General features: G+C 61.7%; 19 protein-coding genes. 5 read left to right on the top strand and 14 right to left on the bottom strand.

Annotated elements, in window-relative coordinates; all coding sequences use genetic code 11:
* Positions 1–112: 112 nt before the first annotated feature.
* The 6 genes from F506_RS12275 to F506_RS12300 form a co-directional block, all read right to left on the bottom strand.
* A complete protein-coding gene (locus F506_RS12275) occupies positions 113–1228 on the bottom strand; it encodes a porin (protein WP_053197836.1) in 1116 nt (371 codons plus the stop codon).
* 441 nt (positions 1229–1669) lie between these two features.
* On the bottom strand, positions 1670–2446 hold the full coding sequence (locus tag F506_RS12280) for a peptidylprolyl isomerase (protein ID WP_053197837.1): 777 nt from the start codon (positions 2444–2446) through the stop codon (positions 1670–1672).
* Positions 2447–2531: 85 nt separating this feature from the next.
* Entirely contained in the window at positions 2532–2807 is a 276-nt protein-coding gene (locus F506_RS12285; protein ID WP_053197838.1) for a BolA family protein, read from the bottom strand.
* On the bottom strand, positions 2804–3424 hold the full coding sequence (locus F506_RS12290; RefSeq protein ID WP_053197840.1) for a septation protein A: 621 nt from the start codon (positions 3422–3424) through the stop codon (positions 2804–2806). Before F506_RS12290 ends, F506_RS12285 begins: the two co-directional genes overlap by 4 nt.
* A gap of 63 nt (positions 3425–3487) precedes the next feature.
* The gene (gene msrB / locus F506_RS12295; RefSeq protein WP_053197842.1) at positions 3488–3886 is read right to left on the bottom strand and encodes a peptide-methionine (R)-S-oxide reductase MsrB; all 399 of its coding nucleotides are present in this window, start codon (positions 3884–3886) and stop codon (positions 3488–3490) included.
* 79 nt (positions 3887–3965) lie between these two features.
* Positions 3966–5471, bottom strand: a complete 1506-nt coding sequence (locus F506_RS12300) for a protein adenylyltransferase SelO (RefSeq protein WP_144424045.1) — start codon at positions 5469–5471, stop codon at positions 3966–3968.
* A 148-nt stretch (positions 5472–5619) separates the two neighbouring features.
* Between F506_RS12300 and F506_RS12305 the strand changes: the two genes are divergently transcribed.
* Entirely contained in the window at positions 5620–6141 is a 522-nt protein-coding gene (locus F506_RS12305) for a hypothetical protein (protein ID WP_053197844.1), read from the top strand.
* A 105-nt stretch (positions 6142–6246) separates the two neighbouring features.
* Positions 6247–8019 (top strand): phospholipase D-like domain-containing protein, encoded by a 1773-nt coding sequence (locus tag F506_RS12310; protein WP_053197846.1) that lies wholly within the window; start codon positions 6247–6249, stop codon positions 8017–8019.
* A 62-nt stretch (positions 8020–8081) separates the two neighbouring features.
* Here the strand turns inward: F506_RS12310 and F506_RS12315 are convergent, their stop codons facing one another.
* The 4 genes from F506_RS12315 to F506_RS12330 form a co-directional block, all read right to left on the bottom strand.
* Entirely contained in the window at positions 8082–9398 is a 1317-nt protein-coding gene (locus F506_RS12315) for an MFS transporter (protein WP_053197848.1), read from the bottom strand.
* A gap of 205 nt (positions 9399–9603) precedes the next feature.
* Positions 9604–10362: an SDR family oxidoreductase gene (locus F506_RS12320; RefSeq protein WP_053197850.1), complete on the bottom strand. Its 759-nt coding sequence runs from the start codon at positions 10360–10362 to the stop codon at positions 9604–9606.
* Positions 10363–10397: 35 nt separating this feature from the next.
* On the bottom strand, positions 10398–11831 hold the full coding sequence (locus tag F506_RS12325) for an aldehyde dehydrogenase family protein (protein WP_053197854.1): 1434 nt from the start codon (positions 11829–11831) through the stop codon (positions 10398–10400).
* A 42-nt stretch (positions 11832–11873) separates the two neighbouring features.
* Positions 11874–12653: an SDR family oxidoreductase gene (locus F506_RS12330; protein WP_200907740.1), complete on the bottom strand. Its 780-nt coding sequence runs from the start codon at positions 12651–12653 to the stop codon at positions 11874–11876.
* Positions 12654–12928: 275 nt separating this feature from the next.
* On the opposite strand from F506_RS12330, the gene F506_RS12335 reads away from it, so the two are divergent.
* From F506_RS12335 to F506_RS12345, 3 genes are all read left to right on the top strand, one after another.
* Positions 12929–13741 carry a FadR/GntR family transcriptional regulator gene (locus tag F506_RS12335; RefSeq protein WP_235471139.1) on the top strand — a complete coding sequence of 271 codons (813 nt, stop codon included), beginning with the start codon at positions 12929–12931 and terminating at the stop codon, positions 13739–13741.
* A gap of 33 nt (positions 13742–13774) precedes the next feature.
* Positions 13775–14716, top strand: a complete 942-nt coding sequence (locus F506_RS12340) for a LysR substrate-binding domain-containing protein (RefSeq protein ID WP_053197858.1) — start codon at positions 13775–13777, stop codon at positions 14714–14716.
* Positions 14717–14839: 123 nt separating this feature from the next.
* Positions 14840–15766 (top strand): Gfo/Idh/MocA family protein, encoded by a 927-nt coding sequence (locus F506_RS12345; RefSeq protein WP_053197860.1) that lies wholly within the window; start codon positions 14840–14842, stop codon positions 15764–15766.
* A gap of 73 nt (positions 15767–15839) precedes the next feature.
* Here the strand turns inward: F506_RS12345 and F506_RS12350 are convergent, their stop codons facing one another.
* The 4 genes from F506_RS12350 to F506_RS12365 form a co-directional block, all read right to left on the bottom strand.
* Positions 15840–17024, bottom strand: coding sequence for a TIGR03364 family FAD-dependent oxidoreductase (locus F506_RS12350; protein ID WP_053197861.1), 1185 nt, complete (start codon positions 17022–17024; stop codon positions 15840–15842).
* Between the two features lie 119 nt (positions 17025–17143).
* On the bottom strand, positions 17144–18169 hold the full coding sequence (locus F506_RS12355; protein WP_053197863.1) for a putative 2-aminoethylphosphonate ABC transporter substrate-binding protein: 1026 nt from the start codon (positions 18167–18169) through the stop codon (positions 17144–17146).
* 53 nt (positions 18170–18222) lie between these two features.
* Positions 18223–19956: a putative 2-aminoethylphosphonate ABC transporter permease subunit gene (locus F506_RS12360; protein WP_053197865.1), complete on the bottom strand. Its 1734-nt coding sequence runs from the start codon at positions 19954–19956 to the stop codon at positions 18223–18225.
* 7 nt (positions 19957–19963) lie between these two features.
* Positions 19964–21100 carry a putative 2-aminoethylphosphonate ABC transporter ATP-binding protein gene (locus F506_RS12365; RefSeq protein WP_235471140.1) on the bottom strand — a complete coding sequence of 379 codons (1137 nt, stop codon included), beginning with the start codon at positions 21098–21100 and terminating at the stop codon, positions 19964–19966.
* Positions 21101–21500: the final 400 nt, after the last annotated feature.

Consider the following 21500-nt stretch of genomic DNA (forward strand, 5'->3'; position numbering starts at 1 on the left):
GGCTAAGATACGAGCGAAAAAAAACGCAGACCCGGACGGGCGTCTGCGTTTGATGTCCAACCGGCTGCAGCGGTCAAGCCGCACGGTCGGTCTTCTCCGTCGATGAAACAGCTTAGAAAATGTGACGAATGCCCACGCCGACAGTAGTCAGGCTGTTCTTGCCGGTAGTGGAGTTTGTGATTTCATAGACGGCCGCATCTTTGGCCTTGTTGTAGTCGACTGTGGTGTACAGCTGCGTGCGCTTGGACAACGCATACTCGGCCACGCCCACGACTGCATAACGCTTGCCGTTGCCGACATTGCCCAGGCCGGTATAGGCCACGTTCTTGCTCTTGTCGTAGTAGAACGCACCGGTCAGCGCCAATGCGGTGGTCGCATTGAACGTAGCGCCGGCGAAATAGCCATCGTCCTTGCGTTCGACGCCTGCGACGTTTCCGCCGAGGGTATTGGCTGTGGAATAGCTGGTGGTCGCCATGAATGCGGCGTTCAGGCCGGTCGCGTCCTTCAGGCGGAAGTAGCCGCCAAACACTTTAGCCACGCCGAAGTCATAAGAGGCGGACAGGTTGTAGGTGGTCGCCTTGTTCTTCGCCGCCAATGTGTCGACGGTTTGCTGGAAGCCGCCGCCGATCGCGAAGCCTCCGGCGTTGTAACGCAGCGCAGTGCTTACCTGGCTTCCGCTACGGGCGGATCCGGCTTGTTCGCCGAAAGCATAGCTCACCGATGCTGCTACAGGGCCGAACTGGCCGTCATAGCGCAGGGTGTTGTTGCTGCGAATGCGGGTAGCTGCAGCTGGCAGCCACGCGTTGGATTCGTAGTTGCCTACGGTCAGCGGGTCGAAATGGTCAGCCATGAGGTCGAACAATGGCGTGTTCTGGCGGCCGACGCTCACCTTGCCGAAACTACCCGACAAACCAACCCAGGACTGACGGCCGAACAAGACGCCAGCGCCGTTGGCCAAGGCGCCGGTGTCGCTGTTGAAACCATTTTCGAGCCTGAATTCGGCCTTCAATCCGCCGCCCAGATCTTCGACGCCCTTGAAGCCAAGACGGCTGTTAGAAATGGCGCCATTGTCCATACGCAGATTGCTGTTGCCTTGGGCGTTATCGTTGCTGACATAGCGGATGCTAGTGTCGACGATGCCGTAGATCGTCACATTGGACTGGGCCAAGGCGCTGATACTGGTGCCGGCCAGAGCTGCGACGGCCAGGGCCAGGTAAGTTTTTTTCATGTATGTCTCCTGAACTTGCATGTGTTATGGATGGCAGGGAAGTGAGCGCTATCGTGTAAGGCCCGCTCCCTGCCGTTCATCGCCGCGCTTGCTTTTGAATGTTGGTGCGCGGCGTCGCCCCGGTAGGGGGCAAGGCGCAAGAATATCAGGACGTTTTTCGGCTGAGAAACGAATTAAGAGACGATAGTGCTTTTTGTCGTTTTTCGGCAAATGCGTAAATAATTTACGCGTCCTTATTGACGAAAATGCGTGTTTCGCGCACCCATGGTCGTTTCTTTTTGTTTTTTACGCATGAGGCATCATTTTTTGTACAAATCAAAAAGCAGGGCCTGAAAATTAAAAAAACGCCCAAACCGTTTCCGGCAGGGGCGTTCTTTGAACTTGCGGAGCGCTTGCGCGCGTCGCGAGATGATGCTCGGTACTACGGGGTATTACTGAGAATTACTGAACCTTGGCTTTCTTGCGCAGTTCTTCCTGATAAGCCTGCAGCTTCTTCTGTTGCAGCGCTTCGGCGATTTGCGGCTTCACTTCTTCCAGGGTCGGGACCTTGGCCGGACGAGTATCTTCCAGCTTGATCACGTGGTAACCGAATTGGGTCTTGACCGGTGTTTCGGTGATGTCGCCCTTTTTCAGCGCCACCATGGCGTCGGAGAACGGCTTCACGAACGAAGCAGGCGTGGCCCAGTCCAGATCGCCGCCGTTGGCTGCGGAACCGGTGTCCTTCGATTGCTTGGCCAGGTCTTCAAACTTGGTGCCGGCCTTGAGCTTGGCGATGATCGCCTTGGCGTCTTCTTCCTTGTCGACCAGGATGTGGCGGGCATGGTATTCCTTGTCGCCGGCTTGTGCCTTGAACTTGTCGTACTCGGCCTTGATGTCGGCGTCTGCAACCGGATGCTTCTTCAGGTAGTCACCGATCAGGGCGCGGATGACGATACCCTGGCGCGCCAGTTCGAGCTGGTTCTTGACGTCGGCGTTGTTGCTCAGGCCTTGCTTGTCGGCTTCCTGCATCAGGATTTCGCGGTTGATCAGCTCTTCCTTGACGGCGCCGCGCAGTTGCGGGCTGTCAGGCTGGCCTTGTGCAGTCATTTGCTTGACCATGGCATCGGCGCGCGACGACGGAATGGACTTGCCGTTCACGACGGCCAGGTTTTGCGCCATGACTGGCAGAGCAGCGGCTGCGAACAGCAGCACCAGCAAACGAGCAGGTTTGAATGTCATTATCGAATCCTAAAAAATGGAGGTAATAGGGTAACTAATAGCTAACAAGCCGGGAGTGTGAAATATAAGAGGGGGGATAGTCTTGTTAGTTCGCTATTTCTGATGGTGCGATAGCCGTGATGGCCAGTGCGTGTATATCCTTGTGCATCATGTCAGCCAGGCAATCATACACCAGCCGATGCCGAATTAAACGATTTTTCCCCTCAAAAGCGGCTGAAATCAGGCGTACGCGGTAGTGCCCGCCGCCCGACGCTGCGCCCGCATGGCCGGCATGCAGGGCCGATTCATCCTCCACCAGGCACTCGCTCGGAGTGAAAGCGGCAAGCAGCTTTTCGCGGATGACATCCGGCCGTGCGCTCATTCTGCATCCTTCATGTATTTCGACAGGAACAGGCTTTGCGCGATGATGAAAGCGAACATCAGGCCCATGGTGCCGAACATCTTGAAATTGACCCAGACGTCGAGCGTGTAGTTGAACGCCACGTAGAGGTTGAGCAGGCCCATCGCAACGAAGAACGCCGACCACGCCAGGTTCAGCTTGCCCCACACCGGTTCGGGCAGGGACACTTGTTTTTCCATCATCGTGCGGATCAGATTTTTCTTGAAGAAAAGTTGGCTGACCAGCAAGGCGACGGCAAAGCACCAGTACAAAATGGTCGGCTTCCACTTGATGAACGTATCGTCACGGAAATAGATGGTGGCGCCGCCGAACACCACGATGATGGCCAGCGAGACCCACAGCATGCCGTCGACTTTCTTGCGGCGCGCCAGCAGATAGCCGATCTGCGCCAGCGAGGCGACGATGGCGACCGCCGTGGCCAGCAGGATCGGCGCCAGCGTGGCCGTGACCGCGCCGCCGGACATCACGCCCGAGAGGTATTGCGACACCAGGCCCTGGGCCGCGTCGGCATGACCTTCCCCCCATTTGAATACGCCAAAAAAGAGGATGACGGGAAAGAGGTCGAACAAGAACTTCATGTGCGTGAGTCTTTTTAAAAGTGGATGAGCGGATGCCGCAGGATGACACAGACCCGCAGCTTATCAGGTGGCCGGATCAAAGCGCAACGAAGCTGAATTGATGCAGTAGCGCAGGCCGGTCGGCGGCGGACCGTCGGGGAATACGTGGCCCAAGTGCGCGTCGCACACGTTGCACACGATTTCTGTGCGGATCATGCCATGGCTCTTGTCGACGATCTCGCGCACGTTGGCCGGATCGAGCGCCTTGAAATAGCTGGGCCAGCCGCAGCCCGAGTCGAACTTCGTGTCCGAGGCGAACAAGGGCGTATTGCAGCAGACGCAGGTGTAGATGCCGGCTTCGTGATGGTCCCAGAATTTGCCGGTGAAAGCGCGCTCGGTGGCGGCGTGGCGGGTGACCTGGTATTCCATGGTGTCCAGCTGGGCGCGCCATTCGGCATCGGTTTTTTGAACTTTGGCAGTCATGGGGTGGCTCCTTGGCAGGGGTGATAAACAAGTTCTGTATGGTTTGGTCGTGCGGCGACGGGCAATCTTACGTTCGCGATCACGAGGAGCAGCTGACTTCCAGGTGACTGGCCCAGTCCGGCGGCAGGTCGGCGTACTTGTCGTGTTCCGGCTGCTCGTCGAAAGGCCGGCGCAGGATTTCCTGCAGCTTCGCGACTTCCGAGAAGTCCTTGTTCTGCGCCTTGTCGATAGCGACTTGCGCCAGATAATTCCGTAGCACGTATTTGGGGTTGCTTGCGTCCATTGCAAGTTTCCTGGCGGCATCGACGCTGTTTTCCTGGCGCAGGCGGGCGCGGTATTGTCCGGCCCAGGCATCGAAGGAAGCACGTTCGATGAACAGATCGCGCAATGGTTCATCGCCGCCGTCGTCCCCGGCGTGCAAGTCGCTCAGGCGGCGGAAGAACAGGGTGAAATCGACATGGCCGGCCTGCAGGATGGCGAACATCGACTCGAACAGTTTGTCGTCATCGGCCTGGCGTGTCGCCAGTCCGAGTTTGGCGTGCAGCAATTCATCGTTCTTCGCGGCGAATTCGGCTTCGTATTGCCCCAGCGCGGCCTCGGTGTCTTCCACGCTGTCGATAAGTGGCAACAGCGCCTGACCGAGCGCGAAGCAATTCCACTGGCCGATGCGCGGCTGCATCTGGTACGAATAGCGTCCCTGCTGATCAGTGTGGTTGCAGATGTGGCGCGCATCGAATGCTTCCATGAAGCCGAAGGGGCCGTAGTCCAGCGTCAGGCCGAGGATGGACATGTTGTCGGTGTTCATCACGCCGTGCATGAAGCCGACCGCCTGCCAGTGCGCCATCAGGTGCGCCGTGCGGCGCGTGACTTCGGTCAGCAGCGCGCGGTAGGGATTGCCGGCGCCGGACAATTCAGGATAAAAATTGGCGATGACGTTGTCGGCCAGCAGCTTCAGCTCATCGTGGCGCTTGTTGTAATACCAGTGCTCGAACGATCCGAAGCGGATGAAACTGGGCGACATGCGCGTCACCACCGCCGTGGTTTCCAGCGTCTCGCGCCGGACTTGCTGATCCGATCCGGTGACGCACAAGGCGCGCGTCGTCGGGATGCCGAGTCCGGCCATCGCTTCGGAACACAGGAATTCGCGGATCGACGAACGCAGCACGGCACGGCCGTCGCCCATGCGCGAATACGGCGTCTGGCCGGCGCCCTTGAGCTGGATTTCCATGCGCCCGCCATCGCGCGCCGGCAGATCGCCCAGCAGGATCGCGCGGCCATCGCCGAGCTGGCCGGCCCAGACGCCGAACTGATGGCCGGAATACACGGCCGCCAAGGGTTTGGAGTGCTGCGCGATGACGTTGCCGGTGAAGACGTCAATGAAACTCTCGCTGCCGGCCGTTGCCGGATCGATGCCGACCAGCGCGGCGGCATCGGCGCTGATGCCCACCAGGTAAGGCTGCGGCAATGGCGTCGGTTGCAGTCGCGTGAAGAATGCCGGCGGCAATTCCGCGAAGGCATTGGCGAACGGCAGCGCGACGGGATCGGGGATGTGATCGGAGCCGGAAGGGATGACGGAGGCGTTCATGAACAGGGACAAGCACAAAAGAATCCGCCATTTTGACAGAGAAGCGGACAAGGCATCGGATGAGGCGCAGTTCGGGCCGCACTCCGGCAGGCATTTCTTCCGGGGATGTGAGACCATCCCGCCAAACCTTCGCCGCGAGCCGTCCATCATGAGCCTGTTGTCCCGCCGTCTGCGCTGTTACGTCCTGTCGCTCGCCTGCCTGGCGGGCAGTGCCTTCGCTGAAGTCCCGGCCTATGCCCCGGTCAAGGCGCATGTCTGCGGCGAGTGCCCGGTCACCGTGCCGGCCGGGATGACGCCGATGCGCGGCGTGGTCATTTCTCAGGGCGCCTTCGGTACGCCGGTCGGCTACTGGTCGGCGGTCGATCTCGACCGGCGCAGCATGACGCGCTTCATCACCCAGCTGAAGAACCCGGCCGAAAAACCGGCGCTGGTGCAAAGCCGCACGGTGCAACTGAGCGACGACGACCTGGCGGCCATCGTGCCGCTGATGAATACGCTCTGGAGCCTGCCCGATGCCTTGCCGCTTCAGCGCACCACGGATGCCGTGTGGGCGCTTGAACTGTTTGACGCAGGCGTACGGCGCAAGGAGTACGGCATGGGCGCGATCCAGGCGCAGGGCGCCGAGCTGAACAACGTACTGGATGCGATCTGGCGCCGGTTGGCGCGCTAGCATTCAATCTCCTGAATTAATCTCCAGTCATCCCGTCATTGTCCGGTCACATCGCGGCGCTACTTTGCAGCACAGGTATTGCCGCCAACCGGATGGGAGACAGGGATGCAAAATGCCGTAGCGTTTGCCGACAACGATGTTGTCCTGATTGCATGGAGTTATGGCCGCAAGCTGCCCGGATGCATGGGCTTCGCGGTGTACCGCATCGACGCGGCCGGCACCGAGACGGCGCTGCCTTCGGTGGCCGTGTTTCCCGGAACCAAACGCCTGCCGGCGCAGACCACCGAACAATTCCCGATCCAGAAGTTCTACTGGAAGGACCCGTATGCGCGCCTGATCGCCGGCAAGAACAACCGGACCTTCCGTTACCGGATCGTGCCGCTGGAAGGCAAGCCGGGAAAGCTGACGCCGATGCGCGTCGCCTTCGCCATCTCCAATGAAGTCACGCTGAGCCCGCAGGTCGGACCGGATTTGCAGGCTTACTTCAATCGCGGCCTGATCTCGACGCAACGGGTGTCGCGCACCATGGATGGCCATCCGGACAAGGAAAGCCTGCTGGCCATGGTGAGCCAGCCCGGCAACGCCATGCGCGAGAGCCTGGCCGGCGACATGATCGCCGCCTTGCTGGATTTCGTCGCGCGCGCAGGCAAGGGCGGCAGGCTTTACGCCGCCTTGTACGAACTGGGCGACGACGAGCTGATCTCAGCGCTGGAGAAAGCCGGCAAGAAGCTGCACCTGATCCTCTCCAATCCCAAGGCCGGCGACCAGCAAAGCGCCAGCGGCATCACGGACGGCAACGATGCATCGCGCAAGCGTCTGCGTGCGACCGCGGGCGAGCTGATCGACCGCATGGTGCCGAACAACCATATCGTGCACAACAAATTCCTGGTGTACGTGGATGCCGGCGGCAAACCGCAGGCGGTCCTGTTCGGTTCCACCAACTGGACGTCCACCGGACTCTGCACGCAAACCAACAACACCCTCGTCTCCGATGATGCCGCGCTGGCGAAACGCTATTTCGATTACTGGAATCAGCTGGCCGCCGATACCGAGGCGGCCGGCGACACGGCCAAGTCCCTGCAAGGGAGCAGGTTGCGGACCTGGGACGCTAAATCGAAGCTGCTCAAGCAAGCGGACGGTTCAACCGTGACCAGCTGGTTTTCTCCCAATACACCGAAAGCGCGCGGCCGCACGCGCGCGACCGAGGTGCGTCCGCCCGACATGGAAGAAGTGGCGGCATTGATCGCCGGCGCGCAGCATGCGGTGCTGTTCCTGGCGTTTTATCCGGGCACGCCGAGCATCGTCAATTGGGTGGCGGAAGCGCAGAAGGCCAACGCGGCCCTGTTCGTGCGCGGCTGTGTGACGAACCCCTCCACGGCGGCGGGCTTCCTGTACGAGTTGCAAGGCGTCGAGCCGCCCAAGCGCAAGAAGGGCGATGCGCCGGGCAAACAGGATCCGCGGGTGATATCGGCCAAGGCGCTGACTGCTGTCGTTCCCAGTGGCTGGCAAAAGGAAATCCTCTCGGCCGGTTTTGCCGTCACGCACGACAAGATCGTGGTCATCGATCCGTTCTCCGACGACTGCGTGGTGGTGACCGGCAGTCACAACCTCGGCTACAAGGCTTCCTACGACAACGACGACAACCTCGCCATCTTCAAGGGACAGCGGGCGCTGGCGCAGGCCTACGCGACGCATGTGCTGGATATCTACGATCACTTTTCCTGGCGCTGGATGGTGCAGCAGAACGGCCAGAAAGCGGCCGACACCATGCTCAGCACGACGCCCGACGCATGGCAGAGCAAATATTTCGGCGACAAGGGAGAAATCCGTTCGGCGCAGCTGCGCTTCTGGCTGGACGCCATACCGGCGATACGGTAGCGGCGAGGGAAGGACGGGGAGGGAAATTGCGCCCGACGAACGCCGGGCGCAGGAAAAAACGCTTACTTGTTGACCAGCTTGGCCGGCACAGCCAGCGTCAGCAGTCCGCCCAGCAGCAGCGACCCCGCCAGCACGTACATGCCGGTGTTGGTGCTTTGGGTGGCGTCCTTGAGCCAGCCGACCAGGTAAGGGCTGACGAAACCGGCCAGGTTGCCCAGCGAGTTGATCAGCGCGATGCCGGCAGCTGCCGCGGCGCCGCTCAGGAAGGCCGTCGGCAGGCTCCAGAACAGCGGCAGCGTGGTCAGGATGCCGACCGCAGCCAATGTCAGCGACGCCATCGCCAGCAGCGTGTTGTGGTCGTACACGGTGCTGAACAGCAGGCCGACGCAACCCAGGAACGCCGGGATGGCGACGTGCCAGCGACGCTCACGATGCTGGTCGGCGCTGCGGCCGATCATGAACATGGCGATGGCGGCGACGGCGTAAGGAATCGCCGTCAGCAGGCCGATGTTGAGCGGGTCGGTGACGCCGGTGGTCTTGATGATGGTCGGCAGCCAGAAGCTCACGCCGTACAGGCCCATCACGAAGCAGAAGTAGATGATCGCGCTCAGCCACACCTTGCCGTCGGCGAACATCTGGCCCAGCGAGACTTCGGTCTTGTCGGCCTGTTCCTGTGCGATCTGCGATTCCAGCAGGCGCTTTTCATCTTCGTTCAGCCAGTGGGCGTCGCGGATGCGGTCCTTCAGATAGAAGATCACGACCACGCCCAGCACCAGCGACGGGATTGCTTCGATGATGAACATCCATTGCCAGCCGGTCAGGCCGTGCACGCCGGGGAAGGCGTGCATGATCCAGCCCGACAGCGGGCCGCCGATGACGCCCGAGATGGCGATGCCGGTCATGAACAGCGCGGTGATCTTGCCGCGGCGATGCGACGGATACCAGTAGGTCAGGTACAGGATCACGCCGGGGAAGAAGCCGGCTTCGGCCACGCCCAGCAGGAAGCGCATGACGTAGAACATTTCCGGCGTCGTCACGAAAATCATGGCGCCCGAAATGATGCCCCAGGTGATCATGATGCGCGCGATCCAGAGCCGTGCGCCGACCTTGTGCAGGATGATGTTGCTGGGGACTTCAAAGATGAAATAACCGATGAAGAAGATGCCGGCGCCGAGGCCGTACACGGTCTCGCTGAACTTCAGGTCCTGCAGCATTTGCAGCTTGGCGAAACCGACGTTGACGCGGTCCAGGTAAGAAGCAACATAGCAGAGGAAAAGCAGCGGAAGCAGACGCCATGTGACTTTGGAAAAAGTCGCTTCTTCAAACGATACATCGGTGCCGGGCGACGCAGCGACGCCTTGTGCTGGGGTATACGACATGTCTCACTCCATACGTATTAAAAATGGATCAGTCTTGTTGTTATAAAAAGCCAGTCTCGTGGACTGGCTTTATTAAGTACTGATTACTGTGGTTCTGTTTATGGTTCTTTTTTATTGCAGCGTGATTATAGACACAAAATTTGCCGATTCGACGTAAAGCGTCCCGTCACTGACAAAACGCTTACAGCTGCGCGCGCACGTGGTTTTACACGCAGCGACCGCCGTCCACTTCCAGGCAGGCGCCGGTGATGAACGAAGCCTCGTCCGAACCCAGGTACAGGCAGGCGTTGGCGATGTCGTCCGGCGTCGAGAAGCGGCCCAGCGGAATCGTCGCCGTGAACTTCTTGCGATTTTCCGGGGTGTCGGGCACGCCCATGAATTCAGTCAGCAGGCCGGTTGCCGAGATCACCGGATTGACGCAGTTGACGCGGATGTTGTCCGGGCCGAGTTCCGCCGCCATCGATTTGCTGGTGGTGATGACCGCGCCCTTGCTGCCGTTGTACCAGGTCAGGCCGGGACGCGGACGGATGCCGGCGGTCGAGGCGATGTTGATGAAGGCGCCGCCGCCGACCTTGCGGAAGTAGGGCACGAAAGTCTTCGCGCTCAGGAAGATGCTCTTGACGTTGATCGCGTACAGGCGCTCGAACTCGTCTTCTTCGACTTCCAGCATCGGACGGTTGCGGTGCGTGGTGCCGGCGTTGTTGACCACGATATGCAGGCCGCCGAAGGCGTCCAGCGCAGCTGCCAGCATGGCTGCCGTATCGGCGCTTTTTGATACGTCCGACTTGATGAAGCGCGCCTGGCCGCCGGCAGCGACGATCTCGTCGGTGACGCGTTTGCCGGCGGCTTCATTGATGTCGGCCACCAGCACGCGCGCACCTTCGCGCGCATAGCTCTTGGCGATGCCTTCGCCGAATCCCGAACCGGCGCCGGTCACGATGGCTACTTTGTCTTTGAGTCGCATGTCTTCTCCTTGTGGTTTGTTAGTTGATATCTCGTTCAATCGTGCTTGATGGCGATGGTCTTCAGGACCGTGAAGCCATACAGCGCCTCGAAACCTTTTTCACGCCCGTGGCCGCTGGCCTTGACGCCGCCGAACGGCAACTCTACGCCGCCGCCCGCGCCATAGTTGTTGATGAAGACTTGTCCGCTGCGGATCGCGCGCGCCAGGCGCAACTGGCGTCCGCCGTCGCGCGTCCAGACGCTCGCGACCAGCCCGAAATCGGTACCGTTGGCGAGGCGAATGGCATCGGCTTCGTCTTCAAACGACATCGCCGCCAACACCGGACCGAACACCTCTTCCTGCGCCAGACGGTGTTGAATCGGCACGTCGCGCAGCAAGGTCGGCGCCTGGTAGAAACCGCCCGCCGGTACGCCCTCGGCGATGCGGCCTTGCGCCACCACCGGAATCCGGCTGTCGGCGGCGTCGCGCAGGAAACCGGCCACGCGGTCCTGTTGCGTCTTGCGGATCAGCGGACCGCAGTCGAGGTCCATAGCTGCCGAGCCCACGCGCAGTTTGCCGAAGGCCGCACCGACGCGTTCCAGCACCTGTTCATAGGCGCTGCGCTGGACCAGCAGGCGGCTGCCTGCGGAGCAGGTCTGTCCGGAGTTCTGCACGATGGCGTTGACGATCACCGGCAACATGGCGTCGAAGTCGGCGTCGGCGAACACCACCTGCGGCGATTTGCCGCCCAGCTCGAGCGTGACCGGGGTGTGATGTTCTGCGGCGGCGCGCACCACGATCTTGCCGACGTTGGGAGAGCCGGTGAACGACACGTGATCAACGCCGGCATGTTTGACCAGCATATCTCCCGCTTCATGGCCGTAGCCGGTGACGATGTTGAGCACGCCTTCGGGCAAGCCTGCCTCGGCAGCCAGTTCGGCCACGCGCAGCAGCGACAGGCAGGCGTCTTCAGCGGGTTTGACCACGCAGGTGTTGCCGGCGGCGAGCGCACCGCCGACGCAGCGGCCGAAGATTTGCATCGGGTAGTTCCACGGCACGATGTGCGCGGTGACGCCATGCGGCTCGCGCAAGGTGAGCACGGTGTAGCCGGTCTGGTAGGGAATCGTCTCGCCGTGCAGCTTGTCGGCCGCGCCGGCATAGAACTCGAAATAACGCACGATGGCGGCGGCATCGGCGCGCGCCTGCTTGAACGGCTTGCCGCAGTCGCGCGCTTCCAGTTGCGCCAGTTCCTCCTGGTGTTCGGCCAGCTTCTGCGACAGCTTCATCAGCAGGCGGCTGCGGTCGGCTGCGCTGGTGCGGCTCCAGACGTTGTTGTAGGCCTTGCGCGCGGCTTGTACCGCGAGGTCGATGTCGGCGGCGTTGCCGCGCGCCAGCGATTCGAACACTTCGCCGTCGGAAGGATCAAGGACGGGAATGCTCTCGCCGGATGACGGCGCGGTCCAGCGATTGTTGATGAAGTGCTGTTTCATGGCTCGGTAAATCCCTTCTTTAAGGAGTAGCGCAAAGCGTGGCTACATGGCAATCGACATGCCGCCATCCACGTACAAGACGTGGCCGTTGACGTAGGAGGCGGCGTTGGAAGCGAGGAAAACTGCGGCGCCGGCGATTTCAGCCGGCTGCGCCCAGCGTCCCAGCGGCGTGCGCGTGGCAAAGTGGGCGTTGACGCGTGGATCGGCGATCGCTGCGGCATTGGCCTCGGTGGCCACGCCGCCCGGTGCAATGGCGTTGCTGGTGATGCCCAGCGGCCCGTACTCCGCGGCCAGTGCGCGCATCATGCCGGTCAGTCCGGCCTTGGCGCCGGTGTAGACGGCATCGCCGGAGCGCGCGATCCGGCCGGCAATCGACGTCACGGTAATCAGGCGGCCGCGCTTGTTCGGCACCATCAGGCGCGCTGCTTCGCGCGACAAGGTGTAGCCGGCGATCAGGTTGGTTTCCAGCATGGCGGCGATGTCGTCGTCGCTGAAGTCGAGCAGCGGCTTGCGGTTGCGCACGCCGGCATTGTTGACCAGTACATCGAGTCCGGCATGTTCTCCGGCGATGCGGGCGAAGGCGTCCTTGACGGCGGCTTTGTCGGTGACGTCGAAGGCGAGGGCGCTGGCCGACAAGCCTTGGGCGGTCAGGCCCTGTACCGCGCTTGCCAATGTCCCGGCGTTGCGGCCGTTGAGAATCACATGGGCGCCGCTGCCCGCCATGGCGCGGGCGATTTCCAGGCCGATGTCGCGCGCTGCGCCGGTGACGAGTACGGTCTTTCCCGTGAGCGAAAACTGTTCGAGGTAAGGCAGGTTCATGATTGGCTTCGATAAACAATGGACGGCAAAAGATATCACCGTCGCAGCCATTGAGCCGGACCGTCTGTCTCCTGTCGTTTTTGTTCTATGGGCAACCGGTCGGAAGATGCCGCCGCTGCCTCGTCTGGGTTCAATGTAAGTTGATCGCCAAAAGATGTCAATTGATATTACTACTTATTCGAGCGATGATAGTCGTGCGGTCATAAGGCAGGCTTATGGTCGCAGCCCAAATGCGCTACCATGCGCAATCTTCAGAAACTCGCCACCGGAGTTCAGCCATGCCGAAATCGCCAGCCGACCAGCCGCAGGAAAAGCCCGACGCCAAAGTCGTCAGCATCCGCACGCAACTGTCCACCGATGCGCTCGCGCTGGCCGCGGCCGGACTCGGTCCGGTGCGCCAGGAGCGCTTTGCCGAGCGCGTCTACGAGAACCTGTTCCACGCCATCGTCGAAGGCAAGATCGCCGTCGGCAGCCGCCTGCCATCGGAAAACGACCTCGCGACGCTGTTCGACGTCTCGCGCCCCATCGTGCGGCAAGCGCTCGACCGGCTGCGCGAAGACCAACTGGTCGAATCCCGGCGCGGCTCCGGCACTTACGTCATGGACAGCCCCGGCGTTGCCGGCAAAGCCGCCAGCGCGGAGCCGTCCGAGCGCATCGGCCACATCATGAACGGCCTCGAATTGCGTATGGTGGTCGAACCGGAATGCGCCTACATGGCGGCCCTGCGCCGCAGCACGGCAGACCTGGCCAGGATGGACGAGTTGCTGACCGGGTTTGAAGAAGCCAACGCCGTCGGCGGCATCGCCCACCATTTCGATTTCGGCTTCCATGAAGCGATCGCGACGGCGACCGCCAACCGGCGTTTCGTGCAGGTGCTGAAGACGCTGGAATACGACGTCAGCCACGCCGTCAATATGCTGCGCCACCTGATGCACATCCAGCCGTGGAAGCGCACCCAGGACGCGATGGACGAGCATCGCAACATCTTCGAACTGATCAAGCAGCAGGACGCGGAAGGCGCGCGGCGCGCCATGCGCGGACATATCGAAAACGCGCGCAGCCGCATGTTCAATAGCCGTCCCGGCTTGTAAGTGAAAATAACAACTTGAATCGGACCAGCTTGCATGGAATTGCGCCAACTCAGATATTTCGTCGCCATTGTCGATCACGGCTCGCTGTCGCGTGCGGCGCGTGTGCTGCACATCGCCCAGCCGGCGCTGACGCAGCAGGTGCGCCAGCTGGAAGAAGAGCTCGAAGCGCAATTGCTGCATCGCTCCGCGCAAGGCGTGATCGCCACCGACGCCGGCAAAACCTTCTATGAACACGCGCAGGCCATCCTCAAGCAGGTCACCGACGCCAAATCGGCGGTGGCGCAGTCCAACGACAAGCCGTCCGGCACCGTGGCGCTGGGCATTCCGCAAAGCGTCTCGGGAGCGCTGGCCTTGCCGCTGCTGACCGCCATCCGCGCCACCTATCCGGAAATCACCTTGCTGCTCACCGAAGAGCTGACCGGCAACCTGATCGTCCAGCTCAAGTCGGGCCGCATCAACCTGGCGGTGCTGTTCGATGACGGGCAGTTGTCGCCGTTTGCCAGCACGCCGATGGTGGAAGAAGAGATGATGTACATCACGCGCGCAAATTCACAGTACGGCGCCGTCAAGAAGAAGACGGTCACGCTGGCCCAGGCCATCAAGGCGCCGCTGATCCTGCCGGGCCTGCAGCACGGCGTGCGGCCGCGCATCGAGAACATCGTGCGTTCGCACGGCATGTCGCTCGACAACGTGATCGAGATCAATTCCGTGGCGATCCTGAAGTCGGCGATCCTCGCCGACATCGGCGCGACCATCCTGCCGGTGGCGCCTTTGCTGTCGGAAATCGAACGCGGCGACATGGTCGCGCTGCCGATCAGCGGTGAGCGCATGGCGCGCACGCTGGCCTTGTGCGCATCGAAGAACATCCCGCTGACCAATGCGGCGGCGGCGGTGGAGCGGCTGGTGCTGGATGTGACGGATGACTTGTGCCGCAGCGGCAAGTGGCTGCACGCAGAGGGGCTGGCGCGCGAATAGCCTGCTAGTCCGAAACGAGAGCTGCTGAACACTTCAGCTCCCGACGAGAATGCAAGGAGCGCGATTTGCCGATAATCTTGCGTACCTGTTTCAATTACTTATATCAATTTTAAGGAGACCCCTATGAAGCCTGTCAAACTCGCCATCGTCGGCGTCGGCAAGATTGTCTACGACCAGCACGTGCCGGCCATCACGCATAACCCAGGCTATGAACTGGTCGCCACCGCCAGCAGAAATCATTCCATCCCCGGCGTGCCGAGCTATGCGAGCATCGACGACATGTTCGCCGCGCGTCCGGACATCGAGGCGGTGTCGCTCTGCATGCCGCCGCAATACCGTTACAAGGCCGCGCATGCAGCGCTGTCGGCGGGAAAACATGTATTCCTTGAAAAGCCGCCGGGAGCAACGCTCTCCGAGGTCGAGTCGCTGAAGTCGCTGGCTGCGTCGCGCGGCCTGACGCTGTTCGCAAGCTGGCATTCGCGCCACGCGCCGGCCGTGCAAACGCTCAAGTCCCATCTCGCGAAAGATGCGCCAAAAGAGATGACGGTCATCTGGAAAGAAGACGTGCGCCATTGGCATCCGGGACAGGAATGGATCTGGGAAGCGGGAGGGCTCGGCGTGTTCGATCCGGGCATCAACGCGTTGTCGATCGTGACCGAGATATTGCCGTGGGATATTTTCCTGCGCAGCGCCACATTGGAATTCCCCGCCAATCGGCATAGTCCGATTGCGGCAAACCTGCATTTCGAGAATGCCGCCGGCATCAAGGTCAACGCGGAATTCGACTGGCGGCAGACCGGCGAGCAGACCTGGGATATCCTGGTGAAGACCGGCAATTCGTCGGTCCGTCTCAGCAAAGGCGGAAGTACGCTGCAGATCGACGGTGCGGCGTGCGCCTTGCCGGAGGAGGGCGAGTATCCATCCCTTTACCGCCACTTCCGCGACCTGATCGCCGCGGGCGCTTCCGATGTCGACCTGTCTCCTCTGCGCCATGTCGCCGATGCCTTCATGCTGGGCAAGCGTCTGGTGACGGATCCCTTCATCGAATGAAGAGTCGCTGACTCATTCGCACCGGGTCGTCGCCGCCAGGGCGGCGGCCAGGGGCGGCTTTTTCAGTGCTTGTTCAGTTTTTGTCGACCGCCGGATCCGGCAGTCTCGCGCCATCCAGCAAGGCGCCGATCACACGTTCACCCAAGGCCAGGCCTACGCTCATGCCGATGCCGGTATGCATCAGCACGACCGTGGTCCTGTCGTCGATCGGCGTGGCCGAGAACGGTCCCGGTCCCTTGCTGCCGTAGACACCTTGCCAGCGCTCCAGCACGTTCAGTTTCACACCCAGCGTATCTTCCGCCAGGCCGATCATGAGCTGATCGATTTCTTCGTTGTTGAACGGCGGCGCGTCGACACCGTAGTAATGCGAGTCGCCGATGATCAGTTCCTGGTACGGCGTCGGGCTGACCAGCAGGTGGATGCCGTGGCGATTCAGGGCCGGCGCCTTGGCTTCGATTTCGGCATGCACGCCGGCCGCGCTCGGCAGGTCGGAGAAGGCGCCGTAATGCGTGCACGACAAGCCGGTCAGGACCGCGTGCGTCAGCGGCAAGCGCTCCTGCGGCGCCGCGCGCAGCATCTGCAGACGGCAGACCTTGAGATTCATCTCGCCGAGCTTGTCGGCGAACAGCGTCTGGTAATCGTGGCCGGAACACACGATGGTGCGCTCGGCGCGGAACTCGCCGGCGGTGGTCGACAGATGGCCGTCGCGCGCTTCCCTGACCAGCGTGTTGAAATGGAACTGCACGCCCTGCGATTGCAGGTAGCACACCAGCGCCGGGACCGCTTCGCGCGAATACAGTTGCAAGTCCTGGGTGCCGTGCAGGGCTGAACGGTGGTGGCGGAAACGGCCGCCGTACAGCGTCTCGAGCTGCGTGCCTTCCAGCAGCGAGGCGTCGTAGCCGTGCTGGCGCGCCCGGACAATCATGAATTCTTCAAGCACCGCATGTTCGGCCGCGGTGCGGGCGAACAGCAGGGTACCGGCTTCGCGGGCGCTGAAGTTGGCGCGTTGCGCCAGGTGCAGCCACAGTGCGCGGCTTTGTTTGGCGAGGCCGAGCATGACGCCCGGCGGCTGGCCGGTAACCAGGCCCATGCCGAAATTGCGGATCGACGCGCCGATCGGCGTCGAGCTGCGTTCAAACACCACCACGCGCAAACCGCGCTTGACCGCCGCAAAGGCGTGCGCCAGGCCGAGTATGCCGGCGCCGACGACGGCGACGTCGATGTGATCCTTGTTCGTATTGGTGTTGATGTTGCCCATCTGATGCTCCGCGTTCTTCTGTTCAGTACCGCCCGCACCCTGGATGGGGCGGGCGGCAGGTCTGCATGTTGTTGCTTGCTGCTGCTATTTGCTAGTGCTGCTATTGCTGCGATCGCTGCTTATTGTTTCTTCTCAGCCTTGCTTTCGTAACGCTTGCTCCACTCGGTCAGGATGCGGTCGCGGTTGCTGCTGGTCCAGGCAAAGTCGTTCTTGGTCAGGCGTTTTTCGTAGTCGGCAGGCAGCAGCGGATCAGGCTTGGCGATGCCCGGCACGGCCAGCACGGCAAAGTTCTTTTCGTACTGCATCATGGCGTCCTTGCTGGCGGAGAAATCAGCCAGGCGCTTGGCGGCGTCGAGGTTCTTGGTGCCCTTGACGATGGCGGTCGCTTCCAGATCCCAGCCCAGGCCTTCCGACGGCAGGATGATGTCGATCGGCGCGCCTTCCTTCTTGGTCTTCACGGCGCGATATTCAAACGCGATGCCGATCGGGAATTCGCCGGTAGCAGCCGACTTGCATGGCTTGGAGCCGGAGTGGGTGTACTGGCCGATGTTTTTGTGCAGCGCGTCCATGTAAGCCCATGCCTTGTCTTCGCCCATCATCTGGATCCAGGCCGTGACATCGAGGTAGCCGGTGCCGGAGGAAGCCGGATGCGGCATGACGATCTTGCCGGCGTAGATCGGCTTGGTCAGGTCGGCCCACGAAGTCGGCTTCGGCAGACCTTGCTTTTGTGCTTCGACGGTGTTGAAGCAGATCGCCGAACCCCACACGTCCATGCCGACCCATGCCGGCGGATTGGCCGGGCTGCGGTACTTGGCTTCGATGTTCGACAGATTCTTCGGCGCGTAAGGCGTCAGCATGCCTTCCTTGTCGAGGATCGCCAGGCTGGATGCAGCCAGGCCCCAGATCACGTCGGCCTTCGGATTGGCTTTTTCAGCCAGCAGCTTGGCGGTGACGATGCCGGTGGAATCGCGCACCCATTTGATTTCGATGTCCGGATTGCTCTTTTCGAACTCGGCCTGATAAGCCTTGATCTGGTCCGCCTCAAGCGCGGTGTAGACGGTCAGCGTGGTCGCCGCGTGTGCCGACAGCAGGGCGCCTGCACCCAGTACGGAAGCAAGCAGTTTCAGAATGGTTGTAGGTTTCATGGTTGCTTTCTTGTGATGGAAAAGTAAAACGACGAACAGGGAATCAATGCAAATCAGTGTTTTTTACCGGCGCTGCGCCAGGCCTGGGCGCGACGCACCCAGTAGCCCAGGCCCCAGTGCATCAGCAGCGATACCGCAATCGAGGTCAGCAGGATCAGCGTGGACATCGCCGCGGCCGGGCCGACATCGCCGGCGTCGTCCATGTTCAGCACGGCGATCGCGGCCAGCACGGTGTTGGGGCTATAGAGGAAGATCACCGCCGACACCGTCGTCATCGACGACACGAACAGGTAGCGGAAAATCTCCAGCACGGCCGGCAGGCACAGCGGCACGGTAATGCGCAGGTAGGTGCGCAGCAGCGGCACCTTGAGCGAAGCCGAGGCGGCTTCGAATTCGGGATCGATCTGCTTGAGCGCGGTGACGGCGGTGAGGTGGCCGGTGGTGTAGAAATGCATCACCGAACACAGGATCAGGATCGCCATGCTGCTGTACAGGAAGTTCAGCGGGTTGGCCGGATGATTGAAGAAGAACACGAAGCCCAGCCCCAGCACCAGACCCGGCACCGCCATCGGCAGGAAGCTCAGGAAGCGCAGCGCATTGTCGAGCAGGCGATTGCCGCGCGTCTTCTCCATCAGCCAGGCGCCGGTGAAGATCACGATCGTGCCGGCGATGCTGGTGCCGATGGCCAGGCGCAGGCTGTTCCAATAGGCCAGCCAGCCGCCGCCGTCCATGTTGTCGAAGTCGTAGTGCATCAGCGTGAGTTTGAGGTTGTACGGCCACAGCTTGACCAGTGAAGCGCCGACGGCCACCGCGATCATCAGCAGCAAGGCCGCGCTGATGGCCAGCAGGAGCACGGTATAGACCGTATCCCGGCGCCACCGGCGGCGCGGCGTCAGCACTTCGGCGCGGCTGCTCATCTGGGCGCGCTGGCGTTTTTGCAGCCAGCCGTCGATGCAGAAACTCAGCAATGCCGGGATCAGCAACAGCAGGCCGATCAGCGCACCGCGGTCAAATTGCTGCTGCCCGACCACTGCCTTGTAGGCCTCCACGGCCAGCACGCTGAAAGCGCCGCCGACGATCTTCGGCACGCCGAAGTCGGTGATCGCCAGCGTGAACACCAGGCAGAATGCGCCGAAGATGCCGTAGCGCGTGGCGGGCAGCGTCACGGTGCGGAAGGTTTTCCAGCTGCCCGCGCCCATCGCCGACGCAGCGTCGTACAGGCGCGCATCGGCCAGCGACAGCGCCGACAGCAGGATCATCAGCGCATGCGGGAAGGTATAAAAGGCCTCGCCCAGCAAGATGCCCCAGAAGCCGTAGATGCTGCCGTTCATCCATTCCTTGAACAGTCCCTGGTTGCCGAACAGGTAGATCAGCGCAATGCCCGGCAGCAGCGACGGCGCCAGCAGCGGCAGCAGCGCGATCGCGCGCCACAGGCCCTTGAACGGCGCCAGCGTGCGTTGCAACCCGTAGGCGAACAGGTAGGCCAGCGGCACCACCAGCAAAGCGGTCGCAGCCGACACGCCGACGCTGCGCGCGACCATGGAGAAGAAGTTCGGATTGGAGATCAGCTTGCTCCACGGCGCCAGGCCGGCCCACGCGCCATTGCGGTCGAGCAGCGCCTGGCCGAGCACGGCCGCCAGCGGCAAGGCCAAGGCCAGCACCAGCAGGAGCAGCAGGAAGTATTTCAAGCCGTTCGCGGTCGCCGTGTCGCGATTGAAGGTCGACGCCGGCCTGGAGACGGAAGCCGGTGAGACAGCGAGCGGTGGCGCCTGGACGGAAGTGTTCATGCCGGACTCAGGCAAACAGATGCAGCGAGTGTTGCGGCAAGGAGATCCACATGCGCTGGGCGGAGACCTCCGGCAAGCGTGCGCGCACGTCGTTGGTGACGTCGGCCATCAGGCGCTGGCCCGGCAGTTCGTCGAGCTCCAGCATCATGCGGTAGCGGTCGCCGAGATAAATCTGATCGACCACACGCGCCGAAAACCGGTTCGACGCGTCGGCGGCCGGCAGCATGTCGACCGCTTCCGGACGGCAGAACAGACGACCGTTGTCGTTGTTGCCCATGTGCTGACGCGGCGCCTCGTCGACCGTCAGCGTGAGCGCGCCGACGCTGACCTGATGCGGCGACAGGCGCCGGAACGGCAGCCAATTGGCCTGGCCGATGAAGTCGGCGACGAAAGGTGTGGCCGGGTGGCGGTAGATGCGGTCCGGCGTGTCGAATTGTTCGATGCGGCCGTGCTGCATGATGGCGATGCGGTCCGACATGACCATCGCTTCTTCCTGATCATGCGTGACCATCAGCGTGGTGATGTTGAACTGCTTTTGCAGGCGGCGGATTTCCAGTTGCAGGTGTTCGCGCACCTGCGCATCGAGCGCCGACAGCGGCTCGTCGAGCAGCAGCAGCGAAGGCGAGGGCGCCAGTGCGCGCGCCAGCGCCACGCGCTGCTGCTGGCCGCCCGACAGCTGGCCGGGATACTTCCTGTCGCTGCCGGACAGGCCGATCATGTCCAGCATCTCGGCCACGCGCTGCTGCATCTGCGGGCGCGACAGGCGGCGCGCATTGAGGCCGTAGGCGACGTTTTGCGCCACCGTCAGATTGGGGAACAGCGCATACGACTGGAACAGGATGCCGTAGTCGCGCGATTGCGGCGGCAGGTGCGAGATGTCCGCGCCGTGGGCATGGATGGCGCCGTCGTCCTGTTTCTCGAGACCGGCGATGGTGCGCAGCAGGGTAGTCTTGCCGCAGCCGGACGGTCCCAGCAGGCAGACCATTTCACCCTGGCGCACGTCGAGCGAGACATTGTCGAGCGCGGTAAAGGCGCCGAAGCGTTTGCTGATATTGCGGATCGACAGAAAAGTCGCGGAGGTCGGAGAGATCGCCTCAGCGGCGGCTGTGGATGCAGGGGCAGTGACGGACAACGGAGAGGGCATCGCGCTCTTTCATCAGGACTATGCCGGGTTCGGCCAGAAAGTGAGCGGATATTACGTAGCTAATATGACCGCTGGATGACAGTTGCGACGCTATATATGGAATGGATTTAATCCATAGATTAAAGTTATGGATGTAGTGTTTTTGGCAAGTAATTCGCTGCAAGGCGAGACAAGCGGCGAATTCATCTGATAGAAGATGAAAATTCCTCTTCCGTATTTAACGACTTTCCACGATTTTTTCGTCTTCTGGTCCCTCGCATATTTACAGCTCCCGCATCTTCGCAGACATTGACAGGCTGCATGTGGTGACCATTCCTGAGCAAAATATGACGATTGTAAAACTACTGCTTCTGGCCAGTATCGCTGCGCTAGCCTCCTGCAATGCGAGTATCGCGGTCAC

The organism is Herbaspirillum hiltneri N3, assembly GCF_001267925.1.
Classification (GTDB): domain Bacteria; phylum Pseudomonadota; class Gammaproteobacteria; order Burkholderiales; family Burkholderiaceae_D; genus Herbaspirillum; species Herbaspirillum hiltneri.